The sequence below is a fragment of the Spirillospora sp. NBC_01491 genome (assembly GCF_036227065.1).
In the GTDB taxonomy this organism is placed as follows: domain Bacteria; phylum Actinomycetota; class Actinomycetes; order Streptosporangiales; family Streptosporangiaceae; genus Spirillospora; species Spirillospora xylanilytica.
Genome location: NZ_CP109432.1, coordinates 5699771 through 5722365 on the forward strand (window position 1 = coordinate 5699771; position 22595 = coordinate 5722365).

Sequence of the window (22595 nt, forward strand, 5' to 3'; positions counted from 1 at the left end):
CCGCTCGCTCAGTAGCCGGGGCGGACGGCGCCGGCGAAGTTGCGCTTGTAATAGCGGTTGAGCTTGACCTTCTTGACCCGCTTGCCCGAGCTGGGCGCGTGGATCATGTAGCCCTTCCCGATGTAGACGCCCATGTGGGTCTTGCCGGAGTAGAAGAACAGCAGGTCTCCCTTGACGGCGCCCTTCCAGGACACCCGGTACTTGACCTTCTTGTAGATCTGCTGGGTGGTACGCGGCAGCTTCACGCCCGCCTTGCGCCACGAGCCTCCGGCCAGTCCCGAGCAGTCCCACGAGCCGGGGCCGGTGCCGCCGTAGCGGTAGCGGTCGCCGATCTGCTTGGAGGCGTACTTGATGGCGTAGTTGGCGCGCTTCTTCTGCTTGGTGGCCCGCGCCTTGGAGATGCGGGCCGCCGCGACGGTGCTCGCCACGTTCGCCGTCTGGGGCGCCGCCTGCGGGACGGCGGCCGTCGCGTGGGCCGGGGCCGCCACCAGGAGCGTCGCTCCCAGGGCCGCCGCGGTCACGGTGGCGCCGCCGACGAGCGACGTGCGGGTGATTCCGGCCTTCAGACGGGTTCGGGGGGTGGTATGCAGAACGACTCCTGACCTAGCTTGCGGTGCCTACCGGGCAGCCGTCACCGCGGGCGGGGGCTCCGCCTGGGGGTCGGGATGCGGGCGGCCGGGCCCGCGGTGCCCTCGGGAGGCGAGGTTCGCGGGGGCCGCTCTCCGGTTCCGTGCTTCTTGGCCGCACGGACTCGGCGGTCGACGGCGGGCTCTCGGGCGGCGGGAAGTCGGGGGCGCCGCTGCCGCGCGTCGGTGATCGTGTTCTGTTATCTGAGCCGCGGTCTCGCCGCATGGAACGGCAGGAACGTAGCCAGAGTTCGGCATTGCTGGCAAATCTCGGCGTGATTCCGGTGGTGGACAGGTGTCCGGCCAGGGCTGGTGATCAAGGTTCTGCCTGCACTTATCCAGATCGTTATGGAGCGTTGTGAGGTGAGTCACGTCCGGTCGGGATCGGGGGCGCGCGGTGCGCTTCGGAGGCGTCTCCGAAGCGCACCGCAGTCGGCCATGGCCGCTCCCGCAGGCTACGTTCAGTAGCCGGGGCGGACCGCCCCGTTGAAGTTGCCCTTGTAGTAGCCGTTCAGCTTCACCTTGGTCACCCGCCGGCCGGTTCCCGGCGCGTGGATCATGTATCCGTGTCCGGCGTAGACGCCCATGTGGCTCCGGCCGGAGTAGAAGAACAGCAGGTCTCCCTTGACCGCGCCCTTCCAGCTGACCTTGTGCCTGACCTTGCGATAGATCTGCTGAGTGGTGCGCGGCAGCGTCACGCCCGCCTTGCGCCACGAGCCTCCGGCGAGTCCCGAGCAGTCCCACGAGCTCGGTCCGGTGGCGCCCCAGCGGTACGGGTCGCCGATCTGCCTGCGCGCGTAGTCCACGGCGGTCGCGGCTCTGAACCGCTGCCGGACCGCTCTGGATCGCGCGCGCGAGGCGGCCCTGGCGGCCTGCCCGGTCCGCGCCGCGTGCCGGGCGGCGGACGCCCTGGTCACGGTGTCGGCGGACGCTCCGCCGTTGGGCGCAATGGCTTCGGTGGCCGCCGCGGATACGGCCGCTCGCGCCGGTGCCGGCGCCGGTAGGACTCCCGCGACGGCGGTCGCGCCCACTGCGCAAGCGCCTGCGAGAAGTCTCGGAGTACGTGTCATGAAGGTGAATCGGAAGGCGTTCAGGATTGCTCCTAACCTCGCCGTTCATGCCTGACCGGGCAGCCGAAAGAACAGTGTTGGCAAGAGTTCCGGCTGCGTGGCGGCGGCATCCCGCCCGACGTCGTCAGGACGGGTGCGCTCACCCGGCTCCATGCTTCTGGTCTGCATGGACTCGGCGGGCGGTCGGCGTGCGCGCCGAGGATCGGCGTGCCGCCCAGGACCGGTCGGACGCGGCGCGTGCGCCGCCTGACCGGGTCCGCCCATTGCCGTTTTCTGTTGGCGACTCCGTGGCCGCCGGACGCTGATCGGAAGCTCCGTGGATTGCACGGGGCCCGCGATGAGGTTCGCGTCCGGCGATGCCTTTCGCATCGAAAAGGCAATTACTCAGAGTGATAGCCAGGACACAAGCCGATCATGCGCTTATCCCACTGTGATGCAGATCACAGTGACCTTCCCGTGTCGTACTGTCGTGCCCTTTTCTGCGCTTCGGGAGGTGAATGTCCGGGTTGATTTGGCGCCGCCGTGAACGACGGAAAGGCGTGCTTGGGGCGTGCCGCCCCGGCCGTCCGGCCGCTCACAGTCCTGGCGCGCGAGTCACTTTGGGGGCAGGAGTGGCAGGAGGACCGGAAGGGGGGCTAGATCCGATTTCCGGGCGCGGTGTGCTCTTTGGTGGTGGGTGCGAGGGTCGTCCGGTGCGGAACGGGGGAAACCGTGAGCATCCCGGAGTAGCCGGTACCGGTCATGCGGCTGATCTTGACAGCGGTACCGTCCGCGCCTGTCATCCGAGACAGATTCATGTTCGGTACCCCGGAGGGAGACCCCGTGTTCGGCAGGGCCGGCAGACCACGCTTCGCTCGCGCACCATCCGTCCTCATCCTCTCCGCGACCGTCTGGCTGACGGCCGCGGTCACCGCCCTCGCTTCTCCCGCCCTCGCGTCCCCCGTCCCCTCGTCCCCCGGTCATCCGTCTCCGCTCGCCGCGTCCGCCACGGCGCCCGAGGTCGCCAAGTTCCCGCCGGACTTCCTCTGGGGCGTGTCCTCGTCCGGCTTCCAGTCGGAGGGCTCGTTCCCCGACAGCAACTGGACCCGGTACGTCGACAAGAAGGCGAACGGCGTCAAGGATCCCTACAACAACTCGGTGGACTTCAGGCACCGCTACCCCGGCGACGTCCGCCTCGCGCAGGGACTCGGCGTGAACGTCTTCCGCACGTCCATCGAGTGGGCTCGGGTCGAGCCGCGCCGCGGCGTGCGGAGCGCGGCGGCGCTGGCGTACTACGACGACCTGGTCCGCCGGATCCGGGCCGCCGGGATGCGCCCGATGATCACCCTGGACCACTGGGTGTACCCGGGCTGGGTGGCCGACCAGGGCGCCTGGGACAACGCGCGGACGCAGGACGACTGGCTGCGCAACGCCCAGTTCCTGGTGGACCGGTACAAGGGCCAGGGGGTCCTCTGGATCACCTTCAACGAGATCAGCCAGAACCTTTACCACGAGCTGCTGTCGCGGCCGATGAACCTGATGCAGCTCGCCACCATGCGCACCGCGCTGATCAGGACGCACCGCGCCGCGTACGACCTGATCCACCGGGTGGACCCCGGGGCGCCGGTGTCGACCAACGTGGCGTACGGCTCGGTCTTCAACGCGGTGTTCGACGCGGCGGCCTTCAACGAGGTGACCGACAAGCTCGACTTCGTCGGGATCGACTACTACTACGGCGCCAACCTCCAGAACTTCAGCGCGATCAACGCGATGACCGGCGAGTACTGGAAGATCGACCCGGAGCCGGAGGGGCTCTACTACGTCCTGAAGAACTACCAGCGCCGGCTGCCGAACCTGCCCCTCTACATCGTCGAGAGCGGGACGCCGACCGACGACGGCAAGCCCCGCGCCGACGGCTACACCCGCGCCGACCACATGCGCGACCACCTCTACTGGGTGCAGCGCGCCATCGCCGACGGCGTGAAGGTGATCGGCTACAACCAGTGGAGCCTCACCGACAACTACGAGTGGGGGAGCTACCGGCCGCGCTTCGGCCTGTACACGGTGGACGTGCTCACCGATCCGGAGCTGAAGCGGCGTCCGACCGACGGCGTCCCGGTGTACCGGTCGATCATCGCGAACCGCGGAGTGCCGGGCGGGTACGTGCCCAAGCGCAAGCCGGGCTGGTGCTCGATCGAGGACCCGATCGCGACCTGTTTCGGCACGCCCGCCACCCCGCCCGCCCCCTATCAAAAGGTGGCGCCCTGACCGGATATCGGGTGGACGCTCCCACAACGTTCTATTGGAACGATAATCATTTTCATGCCACTCTGGTCCCTCGACCAACCCGAGGGGAGAACGGCCATGTCCTTGACCGTCGATGACCGGCTGCTGGAGCGCGCCCGCCAGGGCGAGGTGGACGACGAGGCGTTCGTCGCGTGTGTGCGGAGCTCGCTGCCGTACGCCTGGACGGTCGTCAGCGACGTCGTCGACCGGATGCGCGCGGGCACCGACGGCTTCGCCGACAACCTGACGCCGCCGCCGGACGAGCAGGCGCGGGGTCAGCTCCTGCGGGTGCTCGCCTCCGACGCGATGCGCGGCGCGCTCGAGCGCCACTTCGGCGTCAGGCTCGCGTTCCAGAACTGTCACCGCGTGGCGGCGTTCGCGCCGGGCGCCACCAAGCGGCACGCCGCCTTCGTCTCGCCCCGAGCCCAGCTTCTCAACCAGTCGCCGGACCGGATCGACTGCTGACCCGCCCGCCCCCGGGGCGGCACGCCGCAACTGACGCGCGGCGTGCCGCCCTTTCGCGCGTCCAGGGACGGACGGCGGACGCGCAGGTGGACGAGGGGTGGGAACCGGCGCCGCAGGCCGGCCGTTCTCCGACCATGGTTGCTGCATTCTTCCTGTCGGTGATCGGCCTGACGCTCGGGTTACTGGTGTTCGCCGCGGCCGACCGGGTCGGGCTGTGGGCCAACCGGCGCTTCCGGCTGCCGTGGCGGCGCGACGAGACCGGCCGCCCGATGTCGGCGGTCGCCGTCGACGAACTGGACGCCCTCTTCCAGCCGACCAAGCGCTACGAGCTGGATGAGAAGCGCAGCTCGCTGATCCTGCGCGACGAGGAGGACGACGGGGCGCCGCCGCGGAGCAGGGTTGACCTGGACGCGGGCACCGCGATCATCCGCGCCCCCCGCCCCTGACGGCCGGGGGGCGGCGCCTTCCCCGTACTGTGACCTGTGGGTAACATCATCCCGAACCACATTCGGTCCCTCACGTAAGGTGCTGCTTATGGATCTGAACGGAGTTTCCGCCGTCGTTTCCGGTGGTGCGAGCGGTCTCGGTGAGGCCACCGTCCGCGCGCTCGCCGCCGATGGCGCCAAGGTGGTCGTCGCCGACCTCAACGAGGACAAGGGCAAGGCCCTCGCCGAAGAGGTCGGCGGCGTCTTCGTCAAGACCGACGTCTCCGACGAGGCGCAGGTCCAGGCCGCCGTGCAGGCCGCCGTCGACACCGGCGCCCCGCTGCGCGTCGTGGTCAACAGCGCCGGCATCGGCTGGGCGTCCCGGACCGTCGGCCGCGACGGCACCCCGCACGACCTCGGCCAGTTCGAGACGGTCATCAGGATCAACCTGATCGGCACCTTCAACCTGATGCGGATCGGCGCCGCCGCGATCTCCAAGACCGAGCCGGCCGACGCCGACGGGCTGCGCGGCGTAGTGATCAACACCGCGTCCGTCGCCGCGCTGGAGGGGCAGACCGGCCAGATCGCCTACTCGGCGTCCAAGGGCGGCATCGTCGGGATGACCCTGCCGGCCGCCCGCGACCTCGCCGCGATCGGCGTCCGGGTCAACACCATCTGCCCGGGGATCATCGACACCCCGATCTACGGCGAGGGCGAGGCCGCGGACGCGTTCAAGGCCAAGCTGGCGGCGCCGGTGCCGTTCCCGAAGCGGATGGGCAAGGCCTCGGAGTTCGCGCACCTGGTCACGTCGCTCATCGAGAACGACTACATGAACGGCGAGACGATCCGTTTCGACGGCGGCATCCGCTTCCAGCCGAAGTGAGGCACTGAATGTCCGAGGCTGTTCTCACTGAAGAAGACGGCGCCGTCCTGGTCATCACGATCAACCGTCCCGAGGCCCGGAACGCCGTCAACGGCGCCGTGGCCCAGGGCATCGCGGCGGCGCTGGACGAGCTGGACTCCCGCAAGGACCTGTCCATCGGCGTCCTCACCGGCGCGGGCGGCACCTTCTGCGCGGGCATGGACCTCAAGGGCTTCCTGACCGGGGACAACCCGATCATCGAGGGCCGCGGGTTCGCCGGGATCGTGGAGCGCCCGGCGGCCAAGCCGCTGATCGCCGCGATCGAGGGCTACGCGCTGGCCGGCGGCTGCGAGGTGGCGCTGGCCTGCGACATGATCGTGGCGTCCAGCGAGGCCCTGTTCGGGCTGCCCGAGCCCAAGCGCGGCCTGGTCGCCGCCGGGGGCGGGCTGCTCCGGCTGCCGCAGCGGATCCCGTTCCACATCGCGATGGAGATCGCCCTCACCGGCGAGAAGTACCCGGCCGGCCGGATGGCCGAGCTGGGCCTGGTCAACCGGCTCACCGAGCCGGGGCAGGCGCTGGCGGCGGCCAAGGAGCTGGCCCTCAAGGTCGCCGAGAACGCGCCGCTGGCGCTCGCGGCGACCAAGAAGGTCATTGTCGAGTCCGCCGACTGGGGCGCCGAGGAGGCATGGAAGAAGCAGGGCGAGATCACCCTGCCCGTCTTCATGTCCAAGGACGCCCAGGAGGGCCCGGCCGCCTTCGCCGAGAAGCGCAGGCCGGACTGGAAGGGCGAGTAGCCCGTACCGCGCGAGACGCCCGGGGACCGCGGTCCCCGGGCGTTCCCGTGTCCGGGATCGGCCTGTTCTGGCCGTCCGGTACGCCCCTCTTACTCACGAGTAAGCATCCCCGTACTCTTGGGCCCACCTGACCTGATCTTGGGAGTGGCTTTGAGACGGAACGCGGTGCCGGCGGCGGTCATGGTCCTCACCTGCGGCCTCGGGACGGTCGCGCTCGCCGCGCCGGCCCAGGCGGCGGGCTGGCGCAACATCGGCAGCACGGCCCTGAGCTACAACGGCAGCCTCGACAGGGTCGACTTCTCGGACAAGAACGCCGGCTGGGCCGTCGGCGCGAGCGGTTCCCTCCTCACCCCGACGGCCGACATCGTCCGGTGGAACGGGTCGGCCTGGGTCGCGCAGAGCAGCCCGGTCGGGTTCACCCCGACCGACGTGGCCGCCGCCGGGGCCAACCGCGCCTGGATCGTCGGCTACAACCTCAGCGGGCCCGTCGGCCTGTACTGGAACGGCACCAAGTGGGCCCAGGCCGACTACCCGCTGGTGGGCATGCCGTCCCAAGTGTCGGCCGGCACCGACGGCACCGCCTACTCCGTCGCCGGGGTCGGCGCGTCGGGCGGCGGCCTGAGCGCGATCATGCGCTGGAACGGCAGCGCCTGGGTCGACACCACCGTGCCGCTGCCCGCCTCGTCCAGCATCACCGCGGTGGACGTCAAGTCCAAGTCCGACGTGTGGCTGGCCGGCACCACCTCCGACGGCACCGCCGTCACCGGCCTGGTGATGCACTACGACGGGACGTCCTGGAAGCGCCTCGACGTCCCCGGCGCGATGGGCGTGCCCGCCTACCAGGGCACGCTCACCAAGATCGTGGCCAATTCCCCGACCAACGTGTACGTCTCCAGGGTCCGGCAGAACGCGCAGATCACCAACGCGCTGCTGCACTGGAACGGCTCGTCCTGGACGACCGTCGGCACCCCGCTGAACGCCGCGGGCATCGGCCTGTCGGGCGACGGCCAGGGCGGCGTGGTGATGCTGCCGGTCACCACCGGAACCACGACGCAGTACATGCACTACAGCGGCTCGGCGTGGACGACCCTCAGCGGCCCCGCCCGCTCCGGCGCCGTCCAGGCCGGCGACCTCGACTGGCGCCCCGGCACGACCGGCATCGTCAGTGCCGGCACCGCCGCCGGCCCGGACAAGAAGGTGCCCTTCATCGAGTACTTCGGGTAGGACGGCATCCGATCAAGGACGACCGCCCCGCCCTCGCTCAGGGGCGGGCCTCGACGGCCGTTCCCACGTCCTGGCCGTTGCCGACGGCACCGCGTCCGGGCCTTCGGGCGGGGATGAAGGCCGCGACGGCGACGGCGATTCCGGCGACCGCCGCGCAGGCGACGAAGCCGGTCGTGTAGCGGACGCCGCGAAGGTCGGGAGATCCTGGGCTGACGTCCAGGGGGCCTTCAGGTTCGGATGGCAACCTCTGCGATGATTGCGGAGGGGGAACGTGTCATTGGCTGAGCGTACGGTGAACGGCGGGGGCAGGGTGCCTGAGGCGCTGCTCCTCGTCGTCGAGGACGAGCCCAACATCCTGGAGCTGCTCGCCGGCAGCCTCCGGTTCAGCGGCTTCGAGGTCGTGACCGCGACCAACGGCGCCGACGCCGTGCAGGCGGCGCGCCGGCACCGGCCCGACCTGATCGTCCTGGACGTGATGCTGCCCGACATCGACGGGTTCGACGTCGCGCGGCGGCTCCGCTCGGGCGGCGACCACACCCCGGTGCTGTTCCTCACCGCCCGCGACGCGGTGCAGGACCGGATCAAGGGCCTGACCATCGGCGGCGACGACTACGTCACCAAGCCGTTCAGCCTGGAGGAGGTCATCGCGCGGATCCGCGCGGTGCTGCGGCGGTTCCGCGGCGGCGCGGCCGAGCCCCCGCCGCGGATGGTCTTCGCCGACGTCGAGCTGGACGAGGACAGCCACGAGGTGTGGCGCGGCGGCCGGGCCGTCCAGCTCTCGCCGACCGAGTTCAAGCTCCTGCGCTACTTCATGGCGAACGCGGGCCGGGTGCTGTCCAAGGCGCAGATCCTCGACCACGTGTGGAACTACGACTTCCGCGGTGACGCCGGCATCGTCGAGTCCTACGTCTCGGCGCTGCGCCGCAAGGTCGACAACACCGAGCCGCGGCTGATCCACACCCTGCGCGGGGTGGGCTACGTGCTGCGCGAGCCGCAGAACACCGGCTGATGAACCCGCCGGTGACCACGCCGGTCCGCCGGCCGGGCCTGCCCGCGCGGCTGCGCGATCGCACCCCGCTGTGGGTCAAGCTGATCGCGGGAATGCTGGTGCTGGTCACCCTCGGCATGACGGTGATGAGCGGGGCGGGCGCGTCCGTCCTGCGCGACTACCTGGTCGGACGGGCCGACGACCAGCTCCGCAGCACCGTCGGCCGCGCGATCAGCACGGTCGTCCCGGAGCTGCGCAACGGCGGCGACCAGTTCTTCGTCCGCATCCCGAGCGAGATGTACGGGCAGCTCCGCGACCCCAGCGGGACGATCCGGGCGGAGAGCGCCGCATGGGGCGAGCCCGGCCGCCCGCGGCTGCCCGCCGACCTGAGCGGACGGCTCGACGCGCCGTTCACCGTGCCGGGCAGCGGCAAGGGGAGCTCGTCCTGGCGGGTCCTCGCCGAGCCGCTCCCCGGTGGCTTCACCCTCATGCTCGCGACCAGCATGGAGGAGATCGAGCGCACCGTGGGCCGGCTGGTCGCCATCGACGTGATCGTCGGGCTGCTGGTGCTGGCCGTGCTGGTGATCCTGGGGGTCTGGGTGGTCCGGGTCAGCCTGCGCCCGCTCGCCGCGATCGAGGAGACCGCCGGCGCGATCGCGGCCGGCGACCTGTCCCGGCGCGTGCCCGAGGGCGACGCGCGCACCGAGATGGGCCGGCTCGGCGGGTCGCTCAACTCCATGCTCACCCAGATCGAGGCGGCGTTCGGCGCGCGGGCCGAGTCCGAGGCGGCGGCCCGCCGGTCGGAGGAGACCGCGCTCCGCTCCGAGGAGCGGATGCGGCGCTTCGTCGCCGACGCCAGCCACGAGCTGCGCACCCCGCTGACCGCGATCCGCGGCTTCGCCGAGTTCTACCGGCAGGGCGCGGCCCGCACGCCCGAGGAGATCGACCGGCTGGTCGGCCGGATCGAGCAGACCGCGGCCCGGATGGGCCTGCTGGTCGAGGACCTCCTCCTGCTCGCCCGGCTCGACCGGCAGCGCCCGGTCGAGCGGCGCCCGGTGGACCTGCTCGCGGTCGCCGCCGACGCCGTCCAGGAGGCCCGCGTGGTCGCTCCCGGCCGCGCCGTCGAGCTGTCGGTCGAGGGCGGCGTCGCCTACCAGGTGCTGGGCGACGAGCCGCGGCTCCGCCAGGTGCTGGGCAACCTGCTGACCAACGCGGTCGTGCACACCCCGGAGGGCACCCCGGTCGCGGTGCGGCTCTCGCCCGGCACGCTGCGCGGCGCGCCGGCGGCGGTGTGCGAGGTCGTGGACGAGGGACCGGGCCTCCCGCCCGACCAGGCCGAACGGGTCTTCGAGCGCTTCTACCGCGCGGACCCGTCCCGCAGCCCTGAGGGCGGCGGGACCGGGCTCGGCCTGTCCATCGTCGCGGCGCTCGTCGCGGCGCACGAGGGCTTGGTCGAGGTGGACTCACAGCCGGGGGAGGGCGCGGTGTTCCGCGTCCTGCTGCCGCTGGCGCCCGACTGACCTCACGCGCTTCTCAGCCAAGCTTGGGGAGTGGTTCAGGATGCGTTCAGCTCCGCCGGGTTGGCTGTGAATCGCGGGGCGCCCCCCGGCCCGAACGGTCCGGGGGTGCGCGCCCTGCCCAGCCCTTCCCAGCCGCCGTGGCCTGGGGGAACGAGCCGCCGCACGTCCCCCTGGTCGCGGCTTTCTCATGCCGGGACGCCGTTCAGCGGACTTTCAGGTCGGGTCCAGGGGAGTTGCAGGGCCGCCGCGCACTCTCGGAGTGAGTAGACGACAGGGGGACCAGATGAGCGCCGATCAGCCGAGCTTCGCTCCGCACGGGGACCAGGGGCCGTGGCAGGAGCAGGGCCTTCAGCCGCACCCTCACGACGTCTGGCCGACCGCGCCGGACGGCCTGCCGGAGGCCCGGTTCGCAGCGGGACCGCCCGCCGGATCCCCCACCGGGCCGTCCGTCCCGCCGTCCGCCGGAGCGCCTGGCGGACCGCCGATGAGCGGGCCGCCTTCCGGCGGACCGCCGGCGGGTGGGCCGTTCGGGCCGATGGGCCCCATGGGCCCGGTGGGGCCGCTGGGCCCGATGGGGGTGCCGCCTCAGGAGCCGTTCCCGGGAGGCGGCGGGGCCGGGGGCCCGCGCCGGACGGTGCGGCGCAAGATCGTGGCGATGGGGGCGGTGCTGGCGCTGGCCGTGGGGGCGGGCGGCGCCGGGGCGGCCGTGACCGCGCTGCTCACCGGGCCCGAGACCGCCTACTCGAGCCCGACCTCGGTGTCCGGCGCGTCCGCCAAGGCCGGCACGGCCGCGCAGGTCGCCGCGGCCGTGCAGCCGAGCGTGGTGTCGGTGCAGACCCAGACGGGGGACGGCGCCGGAACCGGGTCCGGGGTGATCCTGCGGTCCGACGGCGTCATCATGACCAACGCGCACGTGGTCGCGGACGCGCAGCGGATCGCGGTGAAGTTCAGCGACGGCAGGACCGCGCCGGCCACGCTGCTCGGCAGCGCGAGCGGCTCCGACATCGCGGTGGTCAAGGCGACCGGGGTGTCCGGACTCAAGCCCGCCACGCTCGGCGACAGCGGATCGCTGGCGGTCGGCGACCAGGTGCTGGCGATGGGCAGCCCGCTCGGCCTGGACGGCTCGGTCACCTCCGGCATCGTCAGCGCGCTCGGCCGCGAGATCCAGGAGGGCGACTCGGGCGGCGGCAGCGGGGGGAGCGGCGGCCAGGGCGGCCTGCCTCCTGGGCTCGAGCAGCGGCTCTCCCGGCAGGAGACCGCGGTGATCAAGAACGCGATCCAGACGGACGCGGCCATCAACCCGGGCAACTCCGGCGGCGCGCTGGTCGACTCCGCCGGACGGGTGATCGGGATCAACTCGGCGATCGCCACCTCCGGCAGCAGCTCGGGCAACATCGGGGTCGGCTTTGCGATCCCGGTGAACGACGCCCGGCAGGCCGCACAGAAGATCATCGCGAGCGGGTCGGTCTGACCGGCGCTCGCGGCGGGACCCATCGGGGGCCGCCGTCCCGACACGGCTCTGGGGGGAGCGGACGGACGGGCGGCGGCGACCGGTGAACGGGTCGCCGGGGCCGGGCCGGGCCCTGGCGACCCGGCGAAATGGCACGGCCGCGTGTCCCGGACGTCCGGGACACGCGGCCGTGTCGCGTTCAGCCGCCCTTCGGCGCGGGCACGCGCGGGCATGGGCAAGGGGCGCGGGCCCGGGGCGCGGGGCATCGGGCCCGGGCCCGGGGCACGGCACCGGCCGCGGTGGGTCAGGTCAGGCCGCCGGCCCCTCCTCGGCGCCGTCGGACTTCACCGAGATGACCGGCCGCCGCTGCTCGGCGACCTTGGCCAGCATCCGGCGCGTGGTGCGCAGGTAATAGGTGCGCGGCAGCGTGCGCACGGGCGCCGGCAGCCTCGGGTAGACGACCGCCAGCGTGCGGACGAGCCGGTCGAAGCGGCGCCGGCGGCGCGCGTCCCAGGTCCAGCCGTACTGCACCCGGATCGGCTCGGGCATCAGCCCGACCGTGATCAGCCGGATCATCATCAGGCCGGGCGCGGCGGCGAACCCGAACGGGAGCCTCGGGTTCAGCACCTGCTCGGCGATGGCCCGCGAGGCGTCGGTGATCTGGATGGTGGCGATCATCTCGGCGTAGTAGGCGCGGAACTCGGGGTAGGTGGCCGGCATCCGGTCCTCGGGGCAGCCGAGGATGGTCGCGTAGATCTTGGCCTGCCGGTAGAAGTCCGCCAGCTCCCGCGCGTCGAACTCGCGCCGGAACAGCAGCTGGTAGAACTGCACGGCCACGGCGAACAGGGTGGAGGCGACCCAGACCTGGAGCTCGGGGTCGTTGGCCTCGTAGCCGGGCCCGGTGACCTTCTCGTGCCCCTTGCGCACCAGGGCGCTGAACCGCTCGGCCTCCTCGCGGGTGCCGAACTGGACGGTGTAGAGCCAGCCCATGGTGTTCTGGAGGCGGCGCAGCGGGTCGTCGGCGGTGTAGCTGTGGTCGTAGACGCCCTGCGCGACCTTGGGGTGAGCGGTCTGGAGCAGGGAGGCGACCCCTCCCGCCGCGATGAGCGCGCCCTCGCGGCTGATGACGCGGATCAGGTCGTCGTCCTGGAACAGTCCTTCGGTCATGGCGACCAGTGTAAGTAAGCACTTGCTTTGCGCCAAGGGGCATCGCCCGGAAAATCCCCCTCATCCACCCGCGAAGGCCTTCGTGGCCGGTGCGGGGGCGCCCGCGGACGTCGCGGGCGGATGAGGGTAGCGCGGCGCACGGTCCTGGAACGACAGGACGGCCGCGTTCTGGACGACCCCGTCCCGGATCTCGATCGCCCGCTGGATGGTCTGATCGGCGTCCCAGCCCGCGGGCCCCGACAGGACGGTCTCCAGATGCGGGAGCAGCGCCTCGCTGATCTCCCAGGTGGCCGAGTCCCACAGGTACGAGGGGCTGTGGTCGACGCCGTAGTAGTGCACGTTGTCGCCCACCGAGAACATCGGGTCCTCGAACGAGGTCGGCCGCGCCCAGCCGAAGCCCATCCCCTCGTCGCAGGACACGTCGACGATCAGCGTGCCCGGCGCGAACGCGCCCAGGTCGTCGTTGGTGGCGAACATCAGCGGAGCCGAGGTGTCCTGGAGCACGCAGTTGACCACGATGTCGTGCTCGGCGAGGAAGGACGCCATCGGCACCGCGCCGCCGTCGACGAGCGCGAGCGTGCGGCCCGGGGCGCCGACCTCGTGGTCGAAGTGCACCATCCGGGCCGAGTGGATCGGGGAGGCGACCGCGGTCAGGCCGCGCTGGGTGAGGACGTCGACATCGTGCACGCCGAGCGCGTTGAGGGCGGTGACCGCGCCGCGCGCGGTCGCCCCGAAGCTGATGATGGCCGCGCGCCGCCGGGGCCCGTACCGGCCGGTGGTGCCGGTCAGCGCCAGCGCGTGCAGCACCGAGGAGTAGCCCGCCAGCTCGTTGTTCTTGTGGAAGACGTGCAGGCTGAACCCGCCGTCGCTGGACCAGTGGTTCATCGCCTCGAAGGCGATCAGGGTCAGCCGCTTGTCGATCGCGAGCTGGGTGATCTCGCGGTCCTGCACGCAGTGCGGCCAGCCCCACAGGACCTGGCCGTCGCGCAGTTCGGCCAGGTCGGCCGGCTGGGGCTTGGGCAGCAGGATCACGTCGCAGTCGGCGATGAGCCGGGCCCGCGGCAGGATCCCGGCGACCTGGGGGGCGAGTCGTTCGTCCGGCAGGCCGAACCGCTCGCCGTAGCCGCTCTCGAGGTAGACGCGCGAGCGCACGGCCGGATCGAGCCGGCCCAGATGCAGCGGGTGGAGCGGGAGCCGGCGCTCGTTCTCCTTGCGTGAACCGGCGATGACGCCCAGGCTCAACCGGTTCGGGAGGCTGTTCATGACATGCCCTTCAGAGAGCCGGCGCGGTGGACGGATACGTCGGACACTACGCGTCATGACGTGAGATGACCATGTGACCATCGCCGATCCCGGGCCCAGGCCCCCGGAAAACGGTGCGACATGATCCGTCCGGACGGGGATAATCGAGGCATGCCCGAGCAGATCCACGTCCGCGGTTCGGTCTTCATCCCGGAGACCGAGCTCGGCTGGCGTTTCTCCCGTTCCTCGGGGCCGGGCGGGCAGCACGTGAACACCAGCGCGACGGCCGCCGAGCTGTCCTTCGATGTGGCCGGCTCGCCCTCGCTCCCCGAACCGCTCAAGGCGCGTGCGCTCGAACGCCTGGAGGGACGCCTCGTCCGCGGCGTCCTGACGATCCGCGCGGAGGAGTACCGCTCCCAGCACCGCAACCGCGACGCCGCCCGCGCCCGCCTGGTCGCGCTCCTCGCCGACGCCATCGCGCCACCGCCCAAGAAGCGGATTCCCAAGAAGATCCCGCGCGGGCTCAACGAGCGCCGCCTTCAGAACAAGAAGCGCCGCGCCGACATCAAGCGCCAGCGCTCGTCCCGCCGCTGGGACTGAGGTCGGGGACGGGCGTCAGAGACGGGCGGAGCGGATGGCGCGCATGGCCTCGCGGCGCACCTCGCCCGACAGCACGTCGATGTAGACGCCGCCATCGAGGTGGCCGCACTCGTGCTGGAGGCAGCGCGCGAAGTAGCCGGTGCCCTCGACCCGGACCGGCCGGCCCTTGACGTCGACCCCCTCGACCACGGCGTGCGCGTGGCGCGGGGTCGCGAAGCCGAGGCCGGGCACCGACAGGCAGCCCTCCCGCTCGACCAGGGTGCCGCCGTCCGCAGCGACGAGCACCGGGTTGACCACGTGCCCCACGTGCCTGCGGTCGTGGTCGTCGCGGCAGTCGTACACGAACGCCCGCAGGGAGACGCCGACCTGGTTGGCCGCGACGCCCGCGCCGTCCTCCTCGTACATGGTGATGAACATGTCGTCGACGAGGCGCTCCAGCGCGGCGTCGAACGTCCGGACCGGATCGCACCCGGTGCGCAGCACGGGGTCGCCGAGAACGCGGATCGGGCGGGCGGTCCCGGTCCGGTTGCCGCGCCTGCCGTCGGGGGTGCCGGTCCTCTTGCTCACACCGAGATCCTATAAAGCCGCGAGGACGGCTGAACCGCGAGCACGGCGCGCACCGCCCGCGGCCGTGACCGGGACGGGACGCGCCGTGCGACCCGCCGAACCTCCCCCCGCCCGCTCCGGACGGTGCGTTCAGCCGGCCTCGCCGGGGCCGTGTCCCGGGTGCGGCGGAAGGACACCGCCCGGGTTGGCGGACGGGCCTCCGACCGGACCGTGGGACGGGCCGCCCGTCGGGCCGGGACCGTCGAGGTCGTCGGACGGGGGCCGCTGCGCCTTGGCCTGCGGCGGCATCTGCGGTCCCGGTCCCGGTCCCTGGCCCGCGACCGGACCGTGCCCGGGGCCGTGCCCGGATCCGGGACCGGCGCCCTGGCCGGGACCCTGCGCCTCGCCCGCGTCCGCGGGTTCGGGCTTCTTGATCGACGGCGCGGCCTGCGGGGCGGCGGGTCCCTGCGCCGGAGCCGGCTTCGCCGCCGCGGGCACCGGAGCCTGCCCCGGTGACTGTGCCTGACCCGGCGCCTGACCCTGCGCCTGCCCCTGGGGCGGCCCTTGGGCCGGTGCGGGCTTGCCGCCGGGGCCCGCGTTCGCCGGCGCGGCGTGCGCGCCCGGTCCGGGCTGGGCCTGGGCGGGCTGCTTGCGCGGGGGCGGGGTCTGCCGGACGGCGTCCTCGACCATCTTCTCCAGCGGACCGGCCTCGTTCTCGGCCGTCAGCAGCCGGTGCAGCGTCTCGCTGATCTCGGTGAGCCGCTGCAACGCCTGGGTGTGGTTCTTGGTGAGCTGGGTCAGCCGCTGGGTGGCGCCCTCGTTGATCACGCTGGCCCGGCGCTCGGAGGCGGTCAGGGTGCGCTCGGCCTCCAGCCGGGCGCCGGTCACCGTCTGCTCGGCCTCCTGCTTGGCGGCCGACACGACGCTGTCGGACTCCTTCTTGGCCGCCGCGAGCACCTGCTCGGCCTTCTCCTGGGCCTGGGCGAGGTTCTTCTCGGCGTGCGCGCGGGCGTCGTCGACGATCCGCTTGGAGTCGTGCTCGGCGTCCTCGCGGATCTGGGTGCCCTTGGACTCGGCCTCGGCCAGCTTGTCCTGGGCCTCGTCCTCGGCCAGGTTGATGATCTGCCGGAGCCGGTCGCTCAGGTCGTCGCCGGTCGGCTTGCGGGCCTCCCGGAGCTCGGCCATCTCGCGGCGGATCCGCTCGGCGTCGTCCTGGGCCCGCGCGAGCCTGGCCTCGAGCTCGCGGTGCTTCTGCTGGTTCCGGGTGATGTAGTCCTCGACCTGGCGGCGGTTGAAGCCGCGCATGACGATCTCGAAGGACTCTTCTTGGAGGAGGTTCGGCAGGATTTCTGCATCGTTGCTCATGGTGCCTTGGGGGTCGTTGGCGGGGGTGATCACCCCGTCAGGGTCGGATGCGATCCTCACCCGTCGGTGAGCGGGCGCCACATGAATAAACGTCAGGACCGACTCTTGTCCGGTCCACCCCATTCGCGCAACCGGAACACGGTTCTCGCTGCGGTTTCTTCATCACGCCTGATCGACAAACCACCCGATCCTAGTGAATAGCCCGTGCGAGGCCGAGGGCACCGCCGGGCCCGGCCGGCCCGCCTCCTACGATCTGCCGCATGAGCTACGTGGGATCGTTGGGTGAGATCGCGCCGCGGATCCACCCCGAGGCATGGATCGCGCCTGGTGCCGTCGTCGTCGGCCGGGTGACGCTGGGCCGCGACTCGAGCGTCTGGTACGGGTCGGTGCTGCGCGCCGAGGACGAGGAGATCGTCGTCGGCGACGGCTGCAACATCCAGGACCTGAGCTGCCTGCACTCCGACCCGGGGCTGCCGGCCGTCCTGGAGGACCGGGTCAGCCTGGGGCACAAGGCCATGGTGCACGGCGCCCACGTGGAGACCGGCTCGCTCATCGGCATCGGCGCGATCGTGCTGAACGGGGCCAGGATCGGCGCCGGCACCCTGATCGCGGCGGGCGCGTTGGTGGCCCCGGGCAAGAAGATCCCCTCGGGCGTGCTCGTCGCGGGCACCCCCGGACGGATCGTCCGCGAGCTGACCGACGACGACCGGCTGGCGCTGGAGCACACGCCGCAGGTGTACCTCGACAAGGCCCGCCGGCACCGCGACGCCACCTGGGCCTGACCCCGGAACCCTCGAATAGGTACGAATGCCGCCCCTCTGACCTGCGGCGATGCTGTTCCGATGGTACGGAGGGGAGCCCGGGGGCCGGGCGGCTGACTACGATGACCACGTGGTGTGGGGACCGGGTTATGGCAGTGCTCCGCCGCCCAGCCCCCAGATGGGGCAGGATCCGTTCACGGCGGCAGAGCGCGACACGAGGGCGATGGTGGCCGCCGCATGGTGGCCGTCGGCGCCCCCCCAGCAGCGCCAGCACGCGATCGGCGGGCGGCTGCTGGTCCTGCCCGACGGCACATGGTGGCTGTTCGGCGCGTGGGCCCGCTGGTACCGGCTGCACCCGTCCGACGGCCAGTGGTACCTGTGCCCGCCGCCCCGTTCGCCCGCCGTCCGGATGGCCGCCCGGTCGGCCCAGCAGGGCGGCATGCGGGTCCCGGCGCTACCGCCGCACGTGGTGCCCGCCGGTCCCGACTTCTCCTACAGCCCGCCCCCCGCGCTGCCGTTCGTCGGCCACGGGTTCGCGAGCGAGCTGACCTCCCAGGTCCGCGCCACCGTCGAGTCCGCCGCCGCGCTGCCCGCCGTCGAGTACCCGCACTGGTGGCCGCACTTCACCCCCGAGGCGCCGTCCACCGTGGCCGTCTCCTGGGGCGTGATGCTCTGGTGCGCGTCCGCGCCCGCGTTCGACGCCCGTCTCGACGCGCAGATGCTCGACCTCTGGAAGCCGTACCGGGCCAGGCCGCTGCCCGATGTCGACGGCCCGCGCTGGCTCACCCCGCCGCCGCTGGAGACGCTGATCGGGCTCTACTCCGAACGGCTGCGCGCCGGACGGGTCGACGCGGCCGTCGTCGTCCTGCGGACGATGTGGGCCGTCGCGAGCGCGCTGCGCGAGGACGTGCGGTTCCAGATCCGGGCCGACGCGCTGCTGTCCATCCTCGGCGTGACGCTCAACAATCCGACCGTCGACTACGGCGCGCTGCCCTACGGCGACCAGGCCCTCGTCCAGCAGTGGCTCACCCGCTGCCCGCCGCACCTGGTGCCCGCGCTGCGCAACGAGAGCTCGCCCGGCGACAACTTCCGGCACGCCTTCTACACCCTCAGCGACGCGATCGGTGACCTGGCCGGAGACCCGGCCGGCCCGGCCTACATCGAGCCCCGGCTGGTGGCCGCCGCGATGCTCGCCGCCGACCTCGACGTGGTCCGCAAGGACGTGGTGGGCGGCGTGGTCCCCTGGCTGGACCCCGAGATCCGCTACACGGTGCAGGCGGTGTCCGACCAGGTGGGCCATCCGCTGCGCCGGCTGTGGCCGGTCGATCTGCGGCTGCCCGAACCGCTCGGGTCCGCCGCCGGTGCGGGCGAGGGCGCCGAGGCGCTCCTGGCCGCGATGTACGAGCTCGACCTGGCCTGGTGCCGGCTGGCGGGCGGCATGCCCGCGCGGCCCCGGGGCTTCCCGGTGCCCACCGCGGTCGTCGCCGGGATCATCGGCCGGGACCGGGCCCGCGCCACGGCCGCCACGCCGACCGCCTCGCCCACGCCGCCGCCGAGCGCGGCCTACAGCCAGCCGCCGTCCCCGCTCAGCTCGCAGAGCCAGCCCGGGGTCGCGCCGGGCACGCCCGCCGCGCACTTGGGCATGCCGCCCCAGCCCGACCGGCCCTTCGTCCAGCCGCCCGCACAGCCCGGCTGGGAGGACGCCCCCGGCCCCGGCCAGGCGCAGCCGCCGCCCGGCCAGATGCAGATGCAGGCGCCCGGCCAGATGCAGGCGCCGGGGCAGATGCAGGCGCCGGGGCAGCAGGCCGCGTTCGCCCCGCCCGACCCGCAGTTCGGCAGCGCCTCCCGGTCGGAAGAGGAGCAAGAGGAGAACGTCGCCCCGCCCTACACCGCACTCGGCTTCCAGCTCACCGGCGGCCCGAGCGGCCCCGCCCCGAGCCCAGGCGTTCCAGGTCCGGGCCCAGGCGGTCCGGGCTCGTCCGCGCAGCCCCCTTATGCCGCCCCGGAACAGCCCCAACCGGCATATTCAGCACAAGAGCAGCCCTACCCGCCGCCGGAACAGCCGCCATACGGCGCTCAGGCGCACGGTCAGCCCTCTTACGGCGATCCGGGCGCCGCACCCCAGCAGCCGCCCTATCCGGGGCAGGACGCCGCGCAGAGGCAGTTCGCGCCGCCAGACCTGCCGCAGCTTGGCGGCATGTCTCCTCCTGAGGAGGAGAAGGAGGAGAACCACCTTCCTCCGTACACGCAGCTCGGCTACCAGGCCGCCGGGGCGCCGCCTGTGCAGGGGCTGCCTCCGGGGGCGGGAGTCCCACCGGCGGCGGTGAGCCCGCCAGAGCAGCCGCAGCCACCACAGGCACCGCAGCCACAGGCGGGGGCGTCGTTCAACCCGTACGCGACCCGCATGGAGGGCCCCGGCGCGGCGATGCCCCAGCCTGCGGTGCCCCAGCCTGCGGTGCCCCAGCAGGAGGCGCCGCCCGCACCGCCCGTCCCCCAGGGAGGTCCCCCTGGCACGCGCGTGCTGGGGCCCGGCGACCTTGAAGGGGGTCCGGGGGGAGGGGACAAGGGCCATCCCGGCACCCAGGTCATGTCCGAGACGATGGTCGGCAACTTCGACTTCCTGGAGGACACCCCGACGCCCGACCTCCCCGTCAACGAGATCCCGCCGCCGGAGGACCGCAGCGACCGGCGCACCCTCGAGCGGTTCGGCATCGGCTTCGTCTCCGGCGCGCACGACGCGGGCGAGATGCTCGACGAGCTGCGCGCGCAGACCGAGGAGTGGAACGCCACCGGCGGGGGTGACGTGGAGGAGACCCGGGTGGACGGCGAGGAGACCCGGGTGGACGGCGCGGGGTCGGCCTCCGCCGGGCTGCCGGGCGTGCTGCTGGTCGGCGGCCCGCACTCCGGGCAGCGCCGGCTGGCCCGGATGATCGCGCTGATGTTCGCCGACGCCGGGCTCGGTGACGGCGCGATCCGCGCGCACGACGCCGAGGACGTGCGGGACGCGCCGGCCGAGCGGATCGGGCGGCTCCTGACGCGGCTCGGCCCGGCGATCCTGTTCGAGCGGCTCGATATCGCGATCACCGGTGCGCTCGACCCGGTGGCGGTGGCCGGGGCGGTCCGCCGCTCCCGCCGCGACCCGGCCAACGCCACCCCGCTGATCGCCACCTGCGAGCCGCGCGCGTACAAGCGGCTCGTCCAGGACCATCCCCGGCTGATCGAGGCGTTCCGGGTGCACCGGCTGCCCGACCTCAGCGACCTCGGCAACCGGATGACGCTGCTGCACCTGCTCTCCGACGAGCGGCGGGTCACGATGGGGGCGTCCGCGCTGGAGGTCGCCCGCGCCGACCTGGAGCGGCTGCGCGGCCCCGGCGACATGGTCAACGCGCGGCTGGTGGAGACCTACCTCGACCAGGCGTGCCAGCGGCACCTCGAACGCGCCGGCGCGTCCCGCGACCGCCTGGTGCTGGCGCCGGACGATCTGCACGGGGTCGCCGAGGGCATCGAGCCGGCGCTCCGGCCGCCCGGCGACATCGACGGCTACCTGCACCGGCTCGACCAGCTCATGGGGCTCGACGAGGTCAAGGCGACGGTCCGGGAGCTGGCCGAGGAGGCCGAGCTGGAGGCCGACCGGGCCCGCTACGGGGTGGCCGGCGACGGCGCCCGCCACCTGGTGTTCACCGGCCCGGCGGGCAGCGGCAAGACCACGGTGGCCGGGCTGGTCGGCGGCGTCTACGCGGCGCTCGGGCTGTTGGAGTCCGGGCACGTGGTGGCGTGCCGTCCGGTGCACCTGGCCGGCCGCGACCGGGTCGACACCGAGAGCCGGGTCGCGACCATGGTCGAGCAGGCGCACGGCGGTGTGCTGCTGATCCAGGAGGCGTACCTCCTGGACCGCGCGCCGGCGGTGGTCGACGAGCTGCGCGAGCGGATGAACGAGCGCGGCGCCCGGTTCCTGGTGGTGTGCTCCAGTCCCGCGGCCGAGATGGAGGGCTTCCTCGCCGGCAACCCCGGGTTCCGCGGCGAGTTCGGACGGGTGCTGGAGTTCGAGGGCATGGGCGACCGCGACCTCGTGCGGCTCTTCCAGAACTACGCCGAACGCGACCTGTACATGCTCGACGAGGAGCTGCGGGTCGAGCTGCTGGCGCACTTCGAGCGGCAGCGCGCCGACCCCTCGTTCGCCTACGCCCGCGCCGTGCGGACGCTCTTCGAGCAGACGGTGGCGCGGCAGGCGGCCCGGCTGGCGGGCGTCGACGTGAACGCGGCGACGGTCGCCCGGCTCACCGCCCGTGACCTGCCCGAATCGCCGCTGGAGCAGATCCTGGGCGACTTCCGTCCGGGCGGCTGACCGCGTCCGTGCGGGCGGTCGCCGTGCGGGCGGGCATGGGCGTTTTGCATCATGCCGGCCCCACCCGGGAAGACCAGCAGGGAGAGTGGCCCTCGAATGGCCCTCTTGGGTCATGTGCCCGTCGGGCCGGGACGCGTAGCCTCGACCGCGGGTGCGGGGAACGAACGGAGGTGGGCGCGGTGCGCCAGCAGAATCTCGATCTGCGCGTCCACGACCGCGTTGCGCTGGACGAGATCGAGCTCTACGCCGAGATGCTCGGTGCGGTGGCGGCGGCCGAGAGGCCGCTGACCCTGACCGAGATCGACGTGGTGCTCGGCGTGCGTTCCAGTGAAGCCGGTCGTCGCGAGCTGACGCCGCAGGACTAGTCCGCGGGCGCCGGGAGGCACCGGCGCCTGGACCGGTCGAAAGATGCCAGCCGTCGACCGGGGGCGCCCTCAGTGAGGGTGTCCCCGGTCACGCATTCTAGGGCGTCCGGAACCACTACGCGACTCAGCGTCGGCATGCCCGGAAACCTACCAATTTCTTCCCGGATCGTTCCCGGGCCGCGTCCGGGCCGCGCCCCGCGCCACTTCCGTCCCGCCAGACCGTGCCCGGACCTGCGGATCGGAGCCGGTGGCGGCCCGCCGCCGGACGTTTCGTCACGGACGGTGACCGGTCGCGTGCGGGATCTGGTGACCGCCCCGGACCCCGGCGACCCGTCTGACCTCCCGTTGGGTGCCCCGCGGACGCGGCGGCCGTGGCGGGCGCGGCCGGATCCGGGATGATGTAACGAATGTCACCCGTGGCAGGGGTCACTCTCCGTGTGGGTGCCCCGTCCACCGGAGCGCGATCACGCGGCCTGGACGGGGCTGCGCGCCGCGGGTGTGCACCTGGTGATCTA

General features: G+C 72.7%; 20 protein-coding genes. 13 read left to right on the forward strand and 7 right to left on the reverse strand.

What is annotated here, in order from left to right; all coding sequences use genetic code 11:
• Positions 1–8: 8 nt before the first annotated feature.
• A complete protein-coding gene (locus OHA34_RS26575) occupies positions 9–521 on the reverse strand; it encodes a C40 family peptidase (RefSeq protein WP_285938866.1) in 513 nt (170 codons plus the stop codon).
• Between the two features lie 566 nt (positions 522–1087).
• The gene (locus OHA34_RS26580) at positions 1088–1543 is read right to left on the reverse strand and encodes a C40 family peptidase (RefSeq protein ID WP_329519251.1); all 456 of its coding nucleotides are present in this window, start codon (positions 1541–1543) and stop codon (positions 1088–1090) included.
• Between the two features lie 975 nt (positions 1544–2518).
• Here OHA34_RS26580 and OHA34_RS26585 point away from each other — a divergent pair.
• From OHA34_RS26585 to OHA34_RS26610, 6 genes are all read left to right on the forward strand, one after another.
• Positions 2519–3943 (forward strand): glycoside hydrolase family 1 protein, encoded by a 1425-nt coding sequence (locus OHA34_RS26585; protein WP_285938864.1) that lies wholly within the window; start codon positions 2519–2521, stop codon positions 3941–3943.
• A 96-nt stretch (positions 3944–4039) separates the two neighbouring features.
• Positions 4040–4426 carry an SCO5389 family protein gene (locus OHA34_RS26590; protein WP_285938863.1) on the forward strand — a complete coding sequence of 129 codons (387 nt, stop codon included), beginning with the start codon at positions 4040–4042 and terminating at the stop codon, positions 4424–4426.
• A 134-nt stretch (positions 4427–4560) separates the two neighbouring features.
• Complete coding sequence (locus OHA34_RS26595) at positions 4561–4872, forward strand: DUF6191 domain-containing protein (RefSeq protein ID WP_285938862.1); 312 nt, start codon at positions 4561–4563, stop codon at positions 4870–4872.
• Between the two features lie 88 nt (positions 4873–4960).
• On the forward strand, positions 4961–5734 hold the full coding sequence (locus OHA34_RS26600; RefSeq protein WP_285938861.1) for an SDR family oxidoreductase: 774 nt from the start codon (positions 4961–4963) through the stop codon (positions 5732–5734).
• A gap of 8 nt (positions 5735–5742) precedes the next feature.
• Positions 5743–6507: a crotonase/enoyl-CoA hydratase family protein gene (locus OHA34_RS26605; protein WP_285938860.1), complete on the forward strand. Its 765-nt coding sequence runs from the start codon at positions 5743–5745 to the stop codon at positions 6505–6507.
• Positions 6508–6651: 144 nt separating this feature from the next.
• A complete protein-coding gene (locus tag OHA34_RS26610) occupies positions 6652–7731 on the forward strand; it encodes a hypothetical protein (RefSeq protein ID WP_329519252.1) in 1080 nt (359 codons plus the stop codon).
• A gap of 37 nt (positions 7732–7768) precedes the next feature.
• Here the strand turns inward: OHA34_RS26610 and OHA34_RS26615 are convergent, their stop codons facing one another.
• Positions 7769–7975: a hypothetical protein gene (locus OHA34_RS26615; RefSeq protein WP_329519253.1), complete on the reverse strand. Its 207-nt coding sequence runs from the start codon at positions 7973–7975 to the stop codon at positions 7769–7771.
• Between the two features lie 33 nt (positions 7976–8008).
• Here OHA34_RS26615 and OHA34_RS26620 point away from each other — a divergent pair, with 33 nt between their 5' ends.
• The 3 genes from OHA34_RS26620 to OHA34_RS26630 all read left to right on the forward strand — a co-directional run bounded on the left by OHA34_RS26620 (position 8009) and on the right by OHA34_RS26630 (position 11710).
• Entirely contained in the window at positions 8009–8740 is a 732-nt protein-coding gene (locus OHA34_RS26620; protein ID WP_285938847.1) for a response regulator transcription factor, read from the forward strand.
• Between the two features lie 11 nt (positions 8741–8751).
• Positions 8752–10239, forward strand: coding sequence for a sensor histidine kinase (locus tag OHA34_RS26625; RefSeq protein WP_329519254.1), 1488 nt, complete (start codon positions 8752–8754; stop codon positions 10237–10239).
• 283 nt (positions 10240–10522) lie between these two features.
• Positions 10523–11710: a S1C family serine protease gene (locus OHA34_RS26630; RefSeq protein WP_329519255.1), complete on the forward strand. Its 1188-nt coding sequence runs from the start codon at positions 10523–10525 to the stop codon at positions 11708–11710.
• A gap of 288 nt (positions 11711–11998) precedes the next feature.
• Here OHA34_RS26630 and OHA34_RS26635 read toward each other — a convergent pair whose 3' ends face one another.
• Positions 11999–12856: an oxygenase MpaB family protein gene (locus OHA34_RS26635; RefSeq protein WP_285938844.1), complete on the reverse strand. Its 858-nt coding sequence runs from the start codon at positions 12854–12856 to the stop codon at positions 11999–12001.
• A gap of 60 nt (positions 12857–12916) precedes the next feature.
• Positions 12917–14119 carry a N(5)-(carboxyethyl)ornithine synthase gene (locus tag OHA34_RS26640; RefSeq protein WP_285938843.1) on the reverse strand — a complete coding sequence of 401 codons (1203 nt, stop codon included), beginning with the start codon at positions 14117–14119 and terminating at the stop codon, positions 12917–12919.
• A 150-nt stretch (positions 14120–14269) separates the two neighbouring features.
• Between OHA34_RS26640 and arfB the strand changes: the two genes are divergently transcribed.
• The gene (arfB, locus tag OHA34_RS26645; protein ID WP_285938842.1) at positions 14270–14698 is read left to right on the forward strand and encodes an alternative ribosome rescue aminoacyl-tRNA hydrolase ArfB; all 429 of its coding nucleotides are present in this window, start codon (positions 14270–14272) and stop codon (positions 14696–14698) included.
• Positions 14699–14713: 15 nt separating this feature from the next.
• Here arfB and def read toward each other — a convergent pair whose 3' ends face one another.
• Both def and OHA34_RS26655 read right to left on the reverse strand, forming a co-directional pair.
• Complete coding sequence (gene def, locus OHA34_RS26650; protein WP_329519256.1) at positions 14714–15265, reverse strand: peptide deformylase; 552 nt, start codon at positions 15263–15265, stop codon at positions 14714–14716.
• Between the two features lie 129 nt (positions 15266–15394).
• On the reverse strand, positions 15395–16609 hold the full coding sequence (locus tag OHA34_RS26655; RefSeq protein WP_329519257.1) for a hypothetical protein: 1215 nt from the start codon (positions 16607–16609) through the stop codon (positions 15395–15397).
• 260 nt (positions 16610–16869) lie between these two features.
• On the opposite strand from OHA34_RS26655, the gene OHA34_RS26660 reads away from it, so the two are divergent.
• From OHA34_RS26660 to OHA34_RS26670, 3 genes are all read left to right on the forward strand, one after another.
• Entirely contained in the window at positions 16870–17391 is a 522-nt protein-coding gene (locus OHA34_RS26660; RefSeq protein ID WP_285938839.1) for a gamma carbonic anhydrase family protein, read from the forward strand.
• A gap of 202 nt (positions 17392–17593) precedes the next feature.
• Positions 17594–21715: a hypothetical protein gene (locus OHA34_RS26665; protein WP_329519258.1), complete on the forward strand. Its 4122-nt coding sequence runs from the start codon at positions 17594–17596 to the stop codon at positions 21713–21715.
• Positions 21716–21894: 179 nt separating this feature from the next.
• Positions 21895–22080 carry a hypothetical protein gene (locus OHA34_RS26670; protein WP_285938837.1) on the forward strand — a complete coding sequence of 62 codons (186 nt, stop codon included), beginning with the start codon at positions 21895–21897 and terminating at the stop codon, positions 22078–22080.
• The last annotated feature ends 515 nt before the right edge of the window (positions 22081–22595 follow it).

Coding starts and splice junctions, on each gene's coding strand:
- OHA34_RS26590 (WP_285938863.1), top strand. CDS start 4,040: ATGTCCTTGACCGTCGATGACCGGCTGCTGGAGCGCGCCCGCCAGGGC.
- OHA34_RS26595 (WP_285938862.1), top strand. CDS start 4,561: ATGGTTGCTGCATTCTTCCTGTCGGTGATCGGCCTGACGCTCGGGTTA.
- OHA34_RS26600 (WP_285938861.1), top strand. CDS start 4,961: ATGGATCTGAACGGAGTTTCCGCCGTCGTTTCCGGTGGTGCGAGCGGT.
- OHA34_RS26605 (WP_285938860.1), top strand. CDS start 5,743: ATGTCCGAGGCTGTTCTCACTGAAGAAGACGGCGCCGTCCTGGTCATC.
- OHA34_RS26630 (WP_329519255.1), top strand. CDS start 10,523: ATGAGCGCCGATCAGCCGAGCTTCGCTCCGCACGGGGACCAGGGGCCG.
- OHA34_RS26635 (WP_285938844.1), bottom strand. CDS start 12,856: ATGACCGAAGGACTGTTCCAGGACGACGACCTGATCCGCGTCATCAGC.
- OHA34_RS26640 (WP_285938843.1), bottom strand. CDS start 14,119: ATGAACAGCCTCCCGAACCGGTTGAGCCTGGGCGTCATCGCCGGTTCA.
- arfB (WP_285938842.1), top strand. CDS start 14,270: ATGCCCGAGCAGATCCACGTCCGCGGTTCGGTCTTCATCCCGGAGACC.
- OHA34_RS26655 (WP_329519257.1), bottom strand. CDS start 16,609: ATGAGCAACGATGCAGAAATCCTGCCGAACCTCCTCCAAGAAGAGTCC.
- OHA34_RS26660 (WP_285938839.1), top strand. CDS start 16,870: ATGAGCTACGTGGGATCGTTGGGTGAGATCGCGCCGCGGATCCACCCC.
- OHA34_RS26665 (WP_329519258.1), top strand. CDS start 17,594: ATGGTGGCCGCCGCATGGTGGCCGTCGGCGCCCCCCCAGCAGCGCCAG.